12 protein-coding genes are annotated in these 16,117 nt (G+C 67.7%); 2 read left to right on the top strand and 10 right to left on the bottom strand.

From position 1 onward, the window contains the following. Positions 1–35 precede the first annotated feature (35 nt). The 3 genes from VG556_RS05260 to ffh form a co-directional block, all read right to left on the bottom strand. On the bottom strand, positions 36–818 hold the full coding sequence (locus VG556_RS05260) for an aminotransferase class IV family protein (protein ID WP_049404398.1): 783 nt from the start codon (positions 816–818) through the stop codon (positions 36–38). Continuing rightward, on the bottom strand, positions 815–1,891 hold the full coding sequence (locus VG556_RS05255; RefSeq protein ID WP_046429548.1) for an NAD(P)H-dependent flavin oxidoreductase: 1,077 nt from the start codon (positions 1,889–1,891) through the stop codon (positions 815–817). Before VG556_RS05255 ends, VG556_RS05260 begins: the two co-directional genes overlap by 4 nt. Positions 1,892–2,039: 148 nt before the next feature. Beyond that, a complete protein-coding gene (ffh, locus tag VG556_RS05250; protein WP_014036403.1) occupies positions 2,040–3,416 on the bottom strand; it encodes a signal recognition particle protein in 1,377 nt (458 codons plus the stop codon). Positions 3,417–3,538: 122 nt separating this feature from the next. Between ffh and VG556_RS05245 the strand changes: the two genes are divergently transcribed. Then, positions 3,539–4,333, top strand: coding sequence for a cytochrome C assembly family protein (locus VG556_RS05245; RefSeq protein WP_100449629.1), 795 nt, complete (start codon positions 3,539–3,541; stop codon positions 4,331–4,333). A 99-nt stretch (positions 4,334–4,432) separates the two neighbouring features. Here VG556_RS05245 and VG556_RS05240 read toward each other — a convergent pair whose 3' ends face one another. From VG556_RS05240 to radA, 4 genes are all read right to left on the bottom strand, one after another. Continuing rightward, complete coding sequence (locus VG556_RS05240) at positions 4,433–4,897, bottom strand: hypothetical protein (protein ID WP_100449628.1); 465 nt, start codon at positions 4,895–4,897, stop codon at positions 4,433–4,435. Between the two features lie 92 nt (positions 4,898–4,989). Then, positions 4,990–7,296, bottom strand: coding sequence for a tetratricopeptide repeat protein (locus VG556_RS05235; protein WP_049441479.1), 2,307 nt, complete (start codon positions 7,294–7,296; stop codon positions 4,990–4,992). 48 nt (positions 7,297–7,344) lie between these two features. Beyond that, complete coding sequence (locus tag VG556_RS05230; RefSeq protein WP_100449627.1) at positions 7,345–9,204, bottom strand: ATP-binding protein; 1,860 nt, start codon at positions 9,202–9,204, stop codon at positions 7,345–7,347. Between the two features lie 135 nt (positions 9,205–9,339). Continuing rightward, on the bottom strand, positions 9,340–10,716 hold the full coding sequence (radA, locus tag VG556_RS05225) for a DNA repair protein RadA (protein ID WP_014646395.1): 1,377 nt from the start codon (positions 10,714–10,716) through the stop codon (positions 9,340–9,342). A 149-nt stretch (positions 10,717–10,865) separates the two neighbouring features. Between radA and VG556_RS05220 the strand changes: the two genes are divergently transcribed. Continuing rightward, on the top strand, positions 10,866–12,923 hold the full coding sequence (locus tag VG556_RS05220) for a putative bifunctional diguanylate cyclase/phosphodiesterase (protein WP_100449626.1): 2,058 nt from the start codon (positions 10,866–10,868) through the stop codon (positions 12,921–12,923). 220 nt (positions 12,924–13,143) lie between these two features. On the opposite strand, the gene cyoD is transcribed toward VG556_RS05220, so the two are convergent. The 3 genes from cyoD to cyoB are packed head-to-tail and all read right to left on the bottom strand — an operon-like array spanning position 13,144 to position 16,117. Continuing rightward, the gene (cyoD, locus tag VG556_RS05215; RefSeq protein ID WP_005415725.1) at positions 13,144–13,485 is read right to left on the bottom strand and encodes a cytochrome o ubiquinol oxidase subunit IV; all 342 of its coding nucleotides are present in this window, start codon (positions 13,483–13,485) and stop codon (positions 13,144–13,146) included. Beyond that, on the bottom strand, positions 13,485–14,123 hold the full coding sequence (gene cyoC / locus VG556_RS05210; RefSeq protein ID WP_014646393.1) for a cytochrome o ubiquinol oxidase subunit III: 639 nt from the start codon (positions 14,121–14,123) through the stop codon (positions 13,485–13,487). The genes cyoD and cyoC overlap by 1 nt, the downstream gene beginning before the upstream one ends. Next, positions 14,120–16,117, bottom strand: a complete 1,998-nt coding sequence (gene cyoB, locus VG556_RS05205) for a cytochrome o ubiquinol oxidase subunit I (protein ID WP_032956371.1) — start codon at positions 16,115–16,117, stop codon at positions 14,120–14,122. Before cyoB ends, cyoC begins: the two co-directional genes overlap by 4 nt.

Here is a 16,117-nt window from a genome sequence, read left to right as displayed (position 1 = left end):
GGCTATGCCCAGCGATCGGCAATCACGCGCCTCGTTCAGGAAAGCGGCTGCCACGGCACCGCTGCCAGCACCGCCCTGCCCTGTTCAGCCAGCGTCTGCGAGCTTGGCAGGGCATGCCCGTCGATGGCGTCCAGCGCCCATAGGCCGCTGGCGTTGCAGGCAAAAGCGGCCTTCACACTGTCCAGTTCTGCCAGCGCCAACGGCCGCGTCAACTGTGCGCCGGGCCAATGCTGCTTCAGCAACGTTTCGGCGGTCCCGCGCAGGGCCGGCGCCTGCGGCCAGAGCAGCCGTTCACCATCGTGCACGGCCAGGTTCCAGGTGCTCCCTTCACTCACGTCGCCATCGGCGGTTACGAACAGCACATCGTCGAATCCTTGCGCCATCGCCGCGCGCCGCTCGGCAAACAGGCCAAACGTGCCCACATGCTTGATCTGCGGCATTTCGCGCTGCCAGGCCACGCTGCGCACGCGCTTGGGCGCGGCCAGGGCCACCGGCGCTGAAACTGCCACCAGCACGTCCACCGGCACGGTCGCCAGCGGATTGCGGAAATCGAAGCGGCGCGAGTACACCGTCACCCGCAGCGAGGCATCGGCCAGGCCGGCCTGCCGCAGCGCCTGCGACATCCACGCCTGCACCTGCACCGTGTCCAGTTCGCTGCCGAACAGTTCGCGCGTGGCCTGCGACAGCCGCGCCAGATGCAGGTCCAGCCCCTGCACTGCACCACCACGCACCTGCAGCGAGGTGAAGTGGCCGTAGTTCACCAGCGCCGGCAGCAGGTCCGCCACCTGCGCCGGCTGGCCATTGCAGGTGACCCTCATCGCAGCAGCGCCTGCGCCTGTTCCCACATGCCGCGCAGCACGTCGGCGGCCGGCTGTGCAGGCGCCATCCACGCCGACTGCCCGGCCCAGGCCTGCATCGCCGCCAGGCGATTTTCCTGCACGGCCTGCTTGCGCATCGGCGCGGTCAGGCCACGCTGCACCGGGTACGGGCGCGGCGCAGGGGCGCCTTCGGCAGCAGCGGCGCGCACATACGCGGTCGCCAGGCCACGGCCAAGGCGGCCGCTGAACGCGCGCGTCGGCCAGGTATCTTCCGGTTCGCTGGCGGCCAGCCCATCGGCCCACGCCGATGCGATCGCCGCCTCGGGCGTGCGCAGGAAGGCGGTGCCGATCTGGACGGCGCTGGCCCCCAGGGTGAGTGCGGCAGCAATGCCACGGCCATCGGCGATGCCACCGGCAGCGATCACCGGAATCTGCAGGTGATCGGCCAGGCGCGGCAACAGCGCGAACAGCCCGACCAGCTGGCGTTCGGCCATTGCCGGATCAAACGCACCGCGATGGCCACCGGCCTCCATGCCCTGCGCCACCACGGCGTCGGCACCGGCGTCCTGTGCGGCACGCGCTTCGGACAAGGTGGTCGCGCAGGCGATCCAGGCAATGCCGGCGTCCTTCAGCTGCTGCACGTGGCGCGGCAGCAGCACGCCCATGATGGTCGACGCCACCGCCGGGCGTGCCGCAAGCAACGCAGCGAACTGTTCTTCGAAATCGGCAGGCGTGGCGTCGGCGGCGCTGGCCGGCACGTCCGGGCCCCACTGCGCGAGGAAAGCGCGGCTGGCGGCCTCGGCAGCGACATCACGGCTCGGTGCGGGGTCCGGCAGCCACAGGTTCACCTGCGCCGGGCCGGTGGAGGTCGCGCGGAAGTCCTCCATCCAGCGACCGATATCGGCCGACGACGACAGCACCGCGCCCATCGCCCCCATGCTGCCGGCATTGGCCAGCGCGGCGGACAACGGTACGGGGCAGGCACCGGCCATCGGTGCCAGCAGGATCGGAACGGAAATGCCAAAGCGCCGGCAGAACGCCTCGACGCGGGAAGTTACAGCGGAACTCTGCATGATGGCCCATCGTTTCGGACAGGCCCCCATGGTGCGCGCGGGACAGGGGAAGAGTCGAGCCTGCTGCCCGACCACCTGCTGCGGCGCTTGCGCGCCGCCGCCCGAGCGTGGGCTCGGGCGCTACATCACACTGCGGACGGGGCCGTCATCAACGGAACGGCATGCCACGGCCGCCCATGGCACCCATCATGCCCTTCATGCTGCGCAGCATGCCCTTCATGCCGCCGCCGGCCATTTTGCTCATCATCTTTTCCATCTGCATGTACTGCTTCATCAGCTTGTTGACGTCGGCCGGGGTCACGCCCGAACCCTTGGCGATGCGCGCGCGGCGCGAGCCGTTGAGCAGGTTCGGGTTGCGCCGTTCCTTCTTGGTCATCGAGCCGATGATGGCGATCATGCGCGGCACTTCCTTGCCCTGGCTGACCTGCTGCTTCAGGTGGTCGGGGATGTTGCCCAGGCCCGGCAGCTTGTCCATCAGGCCGCCGATGCCGCCCATGTTCTGCATCTGCTCGAGCTGGTCGCGCATGTCGTTCAGGTCGAACTTCTTCCCCTTCGCGACCTTCTCGGCCAGCTTGGCGGCCTTGTCCTTGTCGACCTGCTGCTCCACCTGCTCGACCAGCGACAGCACGTCGCCCATGTCGAGGATGCGGCTGGCGATGCGGTCCGGATGGAACACGTCCAGGCCTTCCGGCTTTTCGCTGACACCGACGAACTTGATCGGCTTGCCGGTGATGTAGCGCACGCTCAGCGCGGCACCGCCACGGGCGTCACCGTCGGTCTTGGTCAGCACCACGCCGGTCAGCGGCAGCGCGTCGCCGAAGGCCTTGGCGGTGTTGGCCGCGTCCTGGCCGGTCATGGCGTCGACCACGAACAGGGTTTCGGCCGGGTTCACGGCAGCGTGCAGGGCCTTGATCTCGGCCATCATCGCTTCGTCGATGGCCAGGCGGCCGGCGGTATCGACCAGCAGCACGTCGACGAACGACTTGCGCGCGTCGTCGATGGCGGCGCGGACGATGGCCTCCGGCTTCTGGTCGGCGCTGGACGGGAAGAACAGCACGCCGACCTGCTCGGCCAGGGTCTTCAGCTGCTCGATCGCGGCCGGGCGGTAGACGTCGGCCGAAACCACCATCACCTTCTTCTTGCGCTTTTCCTTCAGGTGCTTGGCCAGCTTGCCGACCGTGGTGGTCTTGCCGGCGCCCTGCAGGCCCGCCATCAGGATGATGGCCGGAGCGGGCACATTGAGGTTCAGGTCGCTGGCCTCGGCACCCATGACCGCGGTCAGCTCGTCGCGCACGACCTTGATCAGGGCCTGGCCCGGGGTCAGCGACTTCAGCACTTCCTGGCCGACCGCGCGCACCTTGATGCGCTCGATCAGGGCCTGCACCACCGGCAGCGCGACGTCGGCTTCGAGCAGCGCGATGCGCACCTCGCGGGTCGCCTCGCGGATGTTCTCCTCGGTCAGGCGGCCGCGGCCACGCAGGCGCTCGATGGTGCCGGAAAGGCGCTGGGTCAGGGACTCGAACATGCGGCGCAACCTGTCTGAAAGCGGGGGACAATAAGGCAGACAGTATAACGGGTCCGGCTGTCCGCCCGGACTGCGACCACCGGGCCGTCGCCAGCATCACAGGGGTATGCGAAACTGCAACGATGACAATCGTTCTCATCGCCGTCCTGCTCTACCTGGCTGCCAGTGCCCTGCTGGTGCGCGCGCTCGGCCGCGATGAAAGCACCGGCTCCCCCACCTGGCTGTGGCCGGCCCTGCCAGCGATGCTGCTGCATGGCGGTTACCACGTGATGGTGGCGATGCGCACCAACGGCGGGCCGGACATGCACTTCTTCGCCGCGCTGTCGCTGGTCGGCCTGGGCATGGCTTGGCTGACCTCGCTGGTGGGCGCGCGCGGCCGCATGTCGGCGCTGGGCGTGGTGGTGTTCCCACTGGCCGCGGTACTGCTTCTGGTCTATCACGGCTACGGCCACGAGCCGAGCAAGGTGCTGGGCTGGCGCCTGGCCAGCCACGCATGGCTGGCGCTGCTGGCCTACGCCACGCTGAGCATCGCCGCGCTGCTGGCGATCATGCTGTGGCTGCAGGAACGCGCCCTGCGCCGCCGCGAGTTCCGCCCGTGGCTGCGCGCGCTGCCACCGCTGGCCGACCTGGAATCGCTGCTGTTCCGGGTGATCACGGTCGGCTTCGCGCTGCTGACCCTGACCCTGGTCACCGGCGTGCTGTTCGTCGACGACCTGCTGGCGCAGAAGCTGGTGCACAAGACCGTGCTGAGCGTGCTGTCGTGGATCGTGTTCGGCGTGCTGATGATCGGCCGTCGCCGCTACGGCTGGCGCGGCATGAAGGCGGTGCACTGGACGCTGGCGGCAATGCTGTTGCTGCTGCTGGCGTTCTTCGGCAGCCAGTTCGTGATCGAACTGGTGTTCGGGCATTCGCGATAAAGGCATGCCGACCAACGGTCGGCACCCACCCAACATCACCTGGTAGTGCCGGCCGCTGGCCGGCAACTGGACCGCACCCTGCGTGGATGCTGCCGCCGGTCAGGGCACCGGCTGCGCCAGGATCTTCCGCACCGAGCGACCGCTGTTGGTGAGGATGTCATCGACCTGCCAGCAGCCCTGGCCCTGGCGCACCATCGGCAGACGGGTCACGTAGGCCTTCTTCCATACCGCATAGCGCATCTCGACCTGGCCGGCAGTGGCCGAGGCCTCTTTCCAGCGGTAACGCACCGGGGTTTCAATGTCGCCGTCCTGCGCATCCAGCCACGGGTCGGAATCGATCGTGCAGATGCCCTCTTCGCGCTGCTGGCAGGCACGCTCGCCACGCAGTGCCTTGCCGAACGCCGGGCTGACCAGCGCGGGCGGTGGCTCCAGCAGGTCGCCATTGCCGGTCGTGGCCTCGAACAAGGCACGGGCAACGGCCATGGGTTCCTGGCAGGCCGGTGCGGCCTGCACGGTGGGGGCCAGCAGCAGCCCGGCGATCACGAACATCCCTGTCTTTCGCATGTATCCGTCCCTGATGTAGTGCCGGCCGCTGGCCGGCACTACAGGATATCCCGGTGCTGCCGGCCAGCGGCCGGCACTACCCGATACCCGGCTTACAACCCGTAACGCTCGATCACGTCCAGGTGCGGCTGGCGATCCTGGTCACAGGCTTCAGCCAGGCGCAGCCAGCAATGCGGATGCGGCCACGTCGCGGTGTGCTGCTGGAGGAAGCGGTGCAGCGCCAGCGGCGCATGGTCCTGCGGCTGGGCGACGGTGAACAGCAGGCCGGGCAGCGTGCCCTCCTCCCTATCGGGGTCGGTGACGGTGTAGTCCGGGCGGCTGTGCGACCACACCTTCCAACCCTGTGCTTCGGCCGCCTCGACGAAGGCATTCCACGCCTCTTCGCCCGGGTGCGCGCCATCGATCATCCAGCTGCGGGCGAAGCCGCCGCGCTCCAGCACATGCACCTGCGCATAGGTCGGGATGAAATGCTCGCGCGCTTCCTCCTCCTCGGGTGCCGGATGCACCAGTGCGGCATCGAACACCACCCAGTCGCCCACCTGCTGGGCGCGGTTGGACGGCGCATTCTCGACGATGCGCGCGGTCACCGGTCCGCTGCGGCGGGCGTAGTACTCCATCGGTTCGCCGTTCTCTTCGCTGCGGATGATCACCCAGCCCCAAGGCTCCTCGACCACGCCCTCGTGGCTGGACAGCTCCATGCCGATCGCCGCGGCCGAGCGGCGCACCGCGTCCCAGTCGCGCGCCGCGCTGGCCGCACTCATGTGGTCCCAATGCGCGGCGTTCGGCTCGTCCAGCAGCTCCACCAACTGCGCATAGCAGGCCTGGGCCTCGCTGAAGCGGCCGGTTTCCATGTACATGCGCGCCAGCGTGCCGCGCGCGCCGTGCGAGCCCGGAGACAGCTCCAGAAGCGATCGGGCCGCCTGCTCCAGCGCCGGCCAGTCGGACACCCGGCGTGCGCGCTGCACGTCGCACCAGTGCGCGAACACCGGCACGCTGCTGCGGTAGACCTCGGCCAGCTGGCGCAGGCCGTCGTCGTCCCCCTGCTCGGCCAGCCAGCGCATCAGCGTGTAGGCTGCGGGACCATCGTTCTGCGCATGGCTGCGTACGAACCGCCACAACAGCGCTCGCGCCTCGGCCTGCGCGCCGCAGGCGCTCAGCGCCGAGGCGGCCATCTCGGCCAAGGCCTCGTCATCGGGCAGCTGCGCCTGCGCCTGCAGCAACCACTGCGCCTCGCGCTCGGGGTCGCGCGCCTGGTTCTGTTCACCCTGCGCGTCCAGCCATGCCAGCAGCTCGCCGGCCGGCACCGGCAGCGGTGCGACATCCGGCAATGCATCGATGCGCGCCGCCAGGCCGGCCACCAGCGCTGCCGCCCCCCGGTCCTGGCGCAGCTGCGCCAGATGGGTGCGGGCCAGTTCCAGCTGGCGCAGCGCCACCCAGCGCGCACCACGCTGCAGGGCAAGCTCCAGGCTCAGCGCTGCCACTTCGATCAGCAGGCGATGCGATCCGACCCGGGCGAAGTGCTCGATGATCGTGTTGAAGCGCGTGCCCAGGTCCCACGTATTGCGCGCAGGGTCACGCTGGCACAGCGCTGCGGCGGTGTTCGCCCACAGCCGCCAGTAGTTCGGGGTCAGCTCGCTCCACGGCACCAGCTGCTGCAGCGCTTCTTCGTCGCGGCCCAGCTGGGCCAGCGCCCATGCCTTGGACAGGCGACGCGGCACCGTGCAGTTGGCCGGCTCGTACTCCCCGGAGGCGGCCACTTCGGCTTCGCGCTTCTCGATCAGCGCCAGTGCCTCGTCGGCGCGGCCGACAGCGAGCAGGATCTTGATCTGCATCTCCGGGAAGCTGTCGAACACTTCCTTGCCACAGGCCTCCACGGCGTCGGCCTGCGCCTGCAGGTAATCCAGCGCCTCCTGGCCACGGCCATCGTCGAGCAGCGCATCGGCCTTCTCGCAGCTCAGGCACTGGAAGCAGGCCCAGCTGGGATCGATGCGGCCGAGGGTCTCGTCGCACACCTCGATGCGCTCGGGCACCCAGCCCGGGCCATCGATGTTGCCGTAGCAGGCGGCCAGGTCCTGGGTCACGCAGATCGACTGCGGGCATTCCAAGGTGTCTTCGCGGTGTGCCCGCTCGAACAGCGCAACGGCTTCGCCAAGTGCGCTCTCGCCTTCAACACGGTTGCCGACGCGGTTGCGCAGCGCCCAGTGGCCGACGTAGACGTCGACCCAGGGGTTGTCGAGCGCCTTGCCCAGTGCGCGTGCTTCGGGCAGCAGTGCATCGACGCGGTCGATCTGCAGTTCACTGACCTCGTCGGCGAGGCGGTTCAGCAGGTGCGCGTTCTGCGCCTGGCCGGCCTGGCGCAGGTCGCCCTGCAGTTTTTCGACCCAGTTCCAGATGTCCATGGGGTAAGTACTCCTGTCTAGCGAAGGCTGGATGAGAGGGCGCGGTGCTCAGCGCAGCATCTGCTGCAGGGCACCGGCGATATCGGTAAAGGCGCCGTTGAGATCCGGGCCCTGCGTGGCGGTCGTTGCCCGGGCCAAGGGACGGCCCTGCGCAGCGACGATGATCTTCAGCGAGCGCAGCAGGCGCGCCGCCGCTTCGGCCTGCGGGTGGCCCTCGCGCTGGGCGCGCAGCAGCGCCTGCACCGCCGGGTTGTCGAGGTTGAGGTACAGCCGCGAGGGTGCGCGCGATTCGATGCGTGCGGTGAACTGGCGCGCCAGGCGCAGCGCCGCCATCGAAACGCGCTTGTCGTTCTCGTCGTCTTCCAGGCGCTGCTTCAGTTCGGCCTCGCGGTCGGGCACCACCACCACCGGCAGTGCTTCCGGGCTGAAACGCGCCGGCAGCAGCTGCTCGCCATCACCCAGCTGTTCGCGCAGCCAGGCCAGCTGCGCATCGTCGAGGCTGTCATCGCTGCGGAACAGTGCGCGATTGCCCTGCTCGGTGCCGAGTTCAACCAGGCGCAGGCCCTTGGCCTGGGCCCAGCGCCGCAGGAACGGCACCACCGCGTAACGATGGCCATGCGCGACCGGCACCCCCATCGCGCGGAACAGCATCTCTTCGAAGCCACCGCCATTGTCGAGGATGACATGCACGGCACCGCGCGCCGGCAGGGCACTGGCCGGCAGGTCGCCCTGCGAGGTCGGCACGCGCACATGCTCCATCAGCAGGTCGAACAGGCGGTCATCGCACAGCGCCGCGCCCAGCAGCGCCTCGTTGTGGCGGCTCAATACGCGTCGCCACGCCTCCGGCTGCTGCCGCGCAACGTCGGCCAGACCATCGATCAGCGCCTCCAGCAAGGCATGTTGCACAGCGCGGTACTGGTCATCGCGCTGCAGGTCTTCGCGGCTGGCGGTGGGAGTCAGCCGCGAGGATTCGATCACCCCGCCGATGAAGCCGGCCCACGGCGGCAGCAGGTCACGGGCATCGTCATCCAGCAGCATGCCGCGCACGAACACCGACAGGTTGCGGTTGTCGCTGGTGCCATAGGTGGCACCATCCTGCACCCACAGCAGGCCGGTGGCATCGCTGTTGCCGTCGGCACGCAGCGGCACGGTGACGATCGGCTCGAAATCGTGCTCGAAGCGCGCGGCGAACTGCAGTGCCTGGCGGCGTGCCTGCACCGGGTGCACGGCCACGTCACCCTGCCCCCGCCACGGCGGCGGCTCGGGGTTGAGCGCTTCGGTCGCAGCACCGATGAAGATCGGTTCGGACAGCAGCGCGCAGTAGCGGCCCAGCACCTCGTGCAGGCGCGCCTCGTTGGCCAGCGGCAGGAAGTCCGGATGCAGCTCCAGTTCCACCTCGGTGCCGACCGCGCGTGCCGGCACTTCGCTGACGGTGTACTGCTCGGCATTGCTGGACACGTACAGATGGCCCAGCTCCGGCGTCTGGTACGAGGTGGTACGCACGCTGACCCGCCGCGCCAGCACGAAGGCCGACAGGAAGCCGAGGCCGAACATGCCGATCAGGCCTTCATCATCCTCGCCGCCCTGGCGCAGGCCACGGGTATAGCCGACACCGACGGTGGCCAGGTAGTCGTGGATCTCCTGGCGGGTCAGGCCGGCACCGGTATCGGTGATGCGCAGCACGCCGGCACCGGCATCGACCTGCACCGAAATGCGCGAAGGCACCTGGGCGCCGGGCTGCTCGATGCGGCGGCGGATGATCGAGTCGTGCGCGTTCTGCACCAGCTCGCGCAGCGCCACCACCGGGGCGGAATACAGGTGCTTGCCCAGCACCGTCATCAGTCCATTGAGATCGACCCCGGCACGACGGATCTCGGCGTTGGGGGCGGTGAGCGCGGTGTCCTGCATGTAATCGTTTACTCCTGGGCACGGAAAGGCGCCAGAGGGCGCCTTCGTCGAGCGGGAAAAACTAGCACAGCCAGCCTGACCGTTGCCGTATACGACGTATGTAGAGGCAGGCCCCGCAGCAGTCCCCCCAGTGCCTCACGCCGCGTCGATGGCCTCGGACAGGCGCTCCACCGCGATCACTTCCATGCCTTTCACCGATCCGCCCTTGGGCGCATTGGCCTTGGGCACGATGGCGCGCTTGAAGCCATGGGTGGCGGCCTCGCGCAGGCGGTCTTCGCCATTGGGCACCGGTCGGATCTCACCGGACAGGCCCACCTCGCCGAACGCAATCGTCTTTTCCGCCAGCGGCCGATCCTGCAGCGAGGACAATACGGCCAGCAGCACCGGCAGGTCGGCGGCGGTTTCCTGCACGCGGATGCCACCGACCACGTTGACGAACACGTCCTGGTCGCCGACCAGCACGCCACCGTGGCGATGCAGTACCGCCAGCAGCATGGCCAGGCGGTTCTGCTCCAGGCCGACCGCGACACGGCGCGGATTCGACAGCGGCGACGCATCGACCAGCGCCTGCACCTCCACCAGCAGCGGCCGGGTGCCCTCGCGGGTGACCATCACGCAGCTGCCCGGCTGATGGGTGCTGCCGCCGGACAGGAAGATCGCCGATGGGTTGGAGACCTCCTTCAGGCCCTTGTCGCCCATCGCGAACACGCCCAGTTCGTTGACCGCACCGAAGCGGTTCTTGAACGCGCGCAGCAGGCGGAAGCGGCTGCCGCTCTCGCCCTCGAAATACAGCACCGCGTCGACCATGTGCTCGAGCACGCGCGGGCCGGCGATGCCGCCCTCCTTGGTCACGTGGCCGACCAGGAACACGGCCGTGCCGGTTTCCTTGGCAAACCGGACCAGCCGCGCCGCGCTCTCGCGCACCTGGCTGACCGAACCGGGCGCGGCGGTCAGGCTCTCGGTCCACAGGGTCTGCACGGAGTCGGCCACGATCAGCCGCGGGCCGGCCTTGGACGCATGCTGCAGGATCGATTCGACCCCGGTCTCGGCCAGTGCGTTGACCCCGTCCAGCGGCAGCTCCAGGCGGTGCGCGCGGCCGGCGACCTGCGCCAGCGATTCCTCGCCGGTGACGTACAGCACCGGCAGTTCGGCCGCCATCTTCGCCACCGCCTGCAGCAGCAGGGTCGACTTGCCGATGCCCGGATCGCCACCGACCAGCACCACCGCGCCCTCGACCAGGCCACCGCCCAGCACCCGGTCGAACTCGCCGATGCCGGTGGAGACCCGGCGATGCTCGGTCTGCTCCACGTCCTTCAGGGCGGTGATCTTCGGCGGGTCGATCTTGCCGGCCCAGCCGGCCCGGCGCGAAGCCGGCGCCTTGGCCGCCGCCGCGCTTTCCAGCACGATTTCCGACAGCGAGTTCCAGGCGTTGCACTCGGTGCACTGGCCCTGCCACTTGCTGAATTCGGCGCCGCATTCATTGCAGACGTAGGCGGTGCGGGCTTTTGCCATCGGATGATTTCCAGCAACGGGAACAGGCGTGGCAGGATAGCCGAGCCGGGTCGCAGGTGCTGCGACCACTCAAGTCCTGCCCACCTGCGCCGATAGGGGTCGCGGGCGTGCGCCTTGCGGGCGCCCCTCCCTCCCCCACTGGATTCATCATGACTGGCAGCTACAGTCAGAGCCTGGTCATCATCTCCCTGCTGGTGGCCATTCTTGCTTCGTACACGGCACTGGACATGGCCGGGCGCCTGGCCACGGCCGAGGGTCGCGTGGCCCGCTGGTGGCTGGCCGGGGGGGCGGCGGCCATGGGCCTGGGCATCTGGTCGATGCACTTCATCGGCATGCTCGCCTTCGACCTGCCGATTCCGGTGGGTTACGACCTTGGCATCACCCTGTACTCGCTGGCGGTCTCGATCGGCGCCTCGGCCTATGCGCTGTGGCTGGTGTCGCGGCCCAGCCTGCCGTGGCGCCGGCTGCTGGCCGGTGCCGTGCTGATGGGCCTGGGCATCGCCACCATGCATTACCTGGGCATGGCGGCGATGCGCATGCAGCCCGGCATCGACTACCACCCGGGCTGGTTTGCCGCCTCCATCGCGGTGGCCATCGGTGCCGCCGGCGCCGCACTGTGGATCGCCTTCCGCCTGCGCGCCGAGCGGCGCAACACCCTGCTGCTGCGCGCGCTCGCTTCGCTGGTGATGGGGCTGGCCATCGTCGGCATGCATTACACCGGCATGGCGGCGGCGCGCTTCCCCGAAGGCAGCATCTGTGGCGCCGTCGGCAGTGGCGGCATCGACACGCGCTGGCTGGCAGTGCTGGTGATCGTCACCACCGTGGCCACGCTGGGCATCGCCCTGGTCGCCTCGCTGTTCGACCGGCAGATGCGCGTGCGCACCGGTCTGCTGGCCGATTCGCTGGCGCACGCCAACGACAAGCTGATCCAGGCCGCGCTGCACGACCCGTTGACCCAGCTGCCCAACCGCATGCTGCTGCAGGACCGCATCGAGCAGGCCATCGAGAAGGCGCGGCGCCGCAACCATGCAGTGGCGGTGATGTTCTGCGACCTGGACGGCTTCAAGGCGGTCAATGATGCGTACGGCCACCAGCTCGGCGACCGCCTGCTGGTGGCGGTGGCACAGCGCATCGGCGGCCAGCTGCGACCGCAGGATACCTTGGCCCGCCTCGGCGGCGATGAGTTCGTGATCGTGCTGGCCATCGACATTCCCGACGATGCGGTGGTGGTGGCCGAGCGCATCATCGCCGCGGCCGGCGAACCGTTCCTGCTGGATGCGGCCGAACTGCAGGTCAGCGCCAGCCTTGGCATTGCCCTGTACCCGGATGACGCCGGCAACGAGCGCGAGCTGATGGCCCACGCCGATGCGGCGATGTACCACACCAAGGAAACCGGGCGGAACGGCTACACCTTCTTCACCCCCTCGATGCAGCTCAGTGCCAACCGCCAGCTGCGCCTGCTGCAGGACCTGCGCAAGGCCATCGCCCGCGACGAACTGATCCTGCATTACCAGCCCAAGTTCCCTGCCGCCGGCGCACCGGCCACCGGGGCCGAAGCGCTGCTGCGCTGGCAGCACCCGGAGCTGGGACTGCTGGCGCCGGACGTGTTCATCCCCATTGCCGAGCGCAGCGGCCTGATCCTGCCGATCGGTGACTGGGTATTGGACCGCGCCTGTGCGCAGCTGCGGGCATGGCACCAGGCCGGGCATACGGAATGGTCGATGGCGGTGAACCTCTCGCCGCTGCAGTTCGCCTCGCCGGCACTGCTGGACAGCGTGCGCGAGGTGCTGCAGCGGCACCGGATCGAACCGGCGCGGCTGACCCTGGAGATCACCGAGACCACGGCGATGAAGGACGTCGATGCCAGCCTCGCGATTCTCAACGACCTGACCGCGATGGGCGTGCACATCGCCATCGATGATTTCGGCACCGGCTATTCCAGCCTGCTGTACCTCAAGCGCATGCCGGCCACCGAACTGAAGATCGACCGTGCGTTCGTGCACGACCTGGAGCGCAATGACGAGGACGCCGCCATCGTCTCGTCGATCATCGCGCTGGGCCGCACCCTGCAGCTGCAGGTGGTGGCCGAGGGCGTGGAGACGCAGGCGCAGCGCGAGTACCTGAGCGAACTGGGGTGTGATCAGTTGCAGGGTTACCACCTGGGCCGACCGATGGACGCCGAGGAATTCCTGCGCCGGGTGGGGTGAGGCGCCAGGTCCGGGGTCGGATCCCTTGCCGCAGGCAAGGGATCTGACCCCATCCACGCATGGCGTGGATCTCCTGGTAGAGCCGGCCGCTGGCCGGCTTCGCGTAATTGCCGGCCAGCGGCCGGTACTACCAGCCTGGTGGGTGCACGAAACGCGCAACCACAGCAAACAGAAAGGCCGCCCGAGGGCGGCCTTTCTGCGTGGCAACGTCGCGAGGACGTCAGTGCATCATGTGCACGTTCATGTTGTGCATGACCCACAGGGTGCCGATCACGATGATGCCGATCACCACAACGGTGAAGGCCGCAGCGTTGACGTTCCAGCGGCTTTCCGAAGAGCGGTCCAGGTGCAGGAAGAACACCAGGTGGACCAGCATCTGCAGCACCGCGGTGACCGCGATCACCACACCGTTGACGGTGCGCGAGAAATCACCCGACATCACCATCCAGAACGGGATGACGGTCAGCACCACCGCCAGCACGAAGCCGATCAGGTACGACTTCACGCTGCCGTGGCTTTCGCCGCCGGTGCCGTGGTCGTGTGCGTGGTTGTCATGTGCCATTACAGCGCTCCATTGAGGTAGACGACGGAGAACACGCCGATCCAGATCAGGTCCAGGAAGTGCCAGAACAGGCTCAGGCACGCCATGCGGGTCTTGTTGGTCGGGGTCAGGCCGTACTTCTTCAGCTGCACGAACATCACCAGCAGCCACAGCAGGCCGGCGCTGACGTGCAGGCCGTGGGTACCGACCAGGGCGAAGAACGCCGACAGGAAGGCACTGCGATCCGGACCGTAGCCCTGATGGATCAGGTGCTGGAACTCATAGACTTCCATGCACATGAAGCCGAAGCCCAGCAGCCAGGTAACCGCCAGCCACAGGAACATCTGGCCAACCTGCTTGCGGTGCATGGCGATCATGCCCAGGCCGAAGGTCAGCGACGAGGTCAGCAGCAGCGCGGTTTCCCACGCCACGAACGGCAGTTCGAACAGGTCCTTCGCGGTCGGGCCACCATCGGTACCGCCTGCCAGCACCACGTAGGTGGCGAACAGCGAGGCGAAGATGAGGCAGTCGCTCATCAGGTACACCCAGAAACCGAAGACGGTGTTGCCGCCGGTGTCGTGGTGCTCGTGGTCGTCATGGCCATGGGCCGCCGCGTGCGCGGCGTGCCCGTGGCTCAGGGTCGAGGTATTGGTGCTCATGCCTTCAGCTCCGACTTCACCAGGCCCTGGGCTTCCAGGTGCTTGCGGTGTTCGTTCTCGATGCGTTCCACCTCGGCGGCCGGGACCCAGTAGTCCACGTCCTGGTCGAAGGTGCGGTAGATGAACGTGGCGATCATGCCGACGAAGCCGACGATGGCCAGCCACCAGATGTGCCAGATCATCGCGAAGCCGAACACCAGGCTGAAGGCACCGATGACAACGCCCGTGCCGGTGTTGCGCGGCATGTGGATGTCGGTGTACTTGGCCGGCTTCGGCCAGGCTTCACCACGCTGCTTGCGCTCCCAGAAATCGTCCAGCTCGGTGACTTCCGGCAGCGTGCCGAAGTTGTAGAAGGCCGGCGGCGAAGAGGTTTCCCACTCCAGCGTACGGGCATCCCACGGGTCGCCGGTCAGGTCGACGGTCTTCTTGCGGTCGCGGATCGAGACGGCCACCTGGATGATCTGGCACAGGATGCCGGCGCCAACGATGAAGGCACCTGCGGCGGCGATCAGCAGCAGCGGCTCATAGGCCGGGTTGACCGTGCTCTGCAGGCGACGGGTCATGCCCATGAAGCCCAGCACGTACATCGGCATGAAGGTCACGTAGAAGCCGATGAACCAGCACCAGAACGCGCACTTGCCCCAGAACTCATTGAGGCGGAAGCCGAACATCTTCGGCCACCAGTAGGTGATGCCGGCGAACATGCCGAACACCACGCCGCCGATGATGACGTTGTGGAAGTGGGCGATCAGGAACAGGCTGTTGTGCAGCACGAAGTCGATGGCCGGGATCGCCAGCATCACGCCGGTCATGCCGCCGATGACGAAGGTGACCATGAAGCCGATGGTCCACAGCACCGGGGTGGTGAAGTGCACGCGGCCGCGGAACATGGTGAACAGCCAGTTGAAGATCTTCACGCCGGTCGGGATCGAGATGATCATCGTCGTGATGCCGAAGAAGGCATTGACGTTGGCACCGGAGCCCATGGTGAAGAAGTGGTGCAGCCACACGATGAACGACAGCACGCCGATGCACGCGGTGGCGTAGACCATGCCCTTGTAGCCGAACAGCGCCTTGCGCGAGAAGGTCGCGATGACTTCGGAGAACACACCGAACGCCGGCAGGACCAGGATGTACACCTCCGGGTGACCCCAGATCCAGATCAGGTTGATGTACAGCATGGCGTTGCCGCCACCGTCATTGGTGAAGAAGTGCGTACCCAGGTAACGGTCCAGGGTCAGCAGCACCAGGGTGATGGTCAGCACCGGGAAGGCAGCGACGATCAGCACGTTGGTCACCAGGGCGGTCCAGGTGAACACCGGCATCTGCATCAGCTTCATGCTGGGGGTACGCATCTTCAGGATGGTGATGAAGAAGTTGATACCGCTCAGCGTGGTACCCAGGCCTGCGACCTGTAGACCCCAGATGTAGTAGTCCATGCCGACGCTTGGACTGTATTCGATGCCCGACAGTGGCGGGAATGCCAGCCAGCCGGTGGCAGCGAACTCACCGATCCACAGCGACAGCATGATCAGCACCGCACCGGACACGAACAGCCAGAAGCTGAGCGAGTTGACGAACGGGAACGCGACGTCGCGCGCACCGATCTGCAGCGGCACGGCCAGGTTCATCAGGCCGGTGATCAGCGGCATCGCCACGAAGAAGATCATGATCACGCCGTGGGCGGTGAAGATCTGGTCGTAGTGGTGCGGCGGCAGGTAGCCCTCGGAGCCACCGACGGCGATGGCCTGCTGGGTACGCATCATGATGGCGTCGGAGAAACCGCGCAGCAGCATGACGAAGGCGACGATGAGGTACATCACGCCGATCTTCTTGTGATCCACCGAGGTGAACCACTCCTTCCACAGATAGCCCCACAGCTTGAACTTGGTGATCAGGGCGACGACGCCCAGGCCACCAAGAACCGCGCCGATCAACGTCGTCAGGACGATCGGATCGTGGGGGATCGACTCAAGAGAGAGTTTTCCCAACAT

It is taken from the genome of Stenotrophomonas sp. CASM106, assembly GCF_049384825.1.
Lineage (GTDB): Bacteria > Pseudomonadota > Gammaproteobacteria > Xanthomonadales > Xanthomonadaceae > Stenotrophomonas > Stenotrophomonas muris.
The sequence above is the reverse complement of the archived record's forward strand: the minus strand, read 5'-3'. Positions and strand labels throughout refer to the sequence as shown.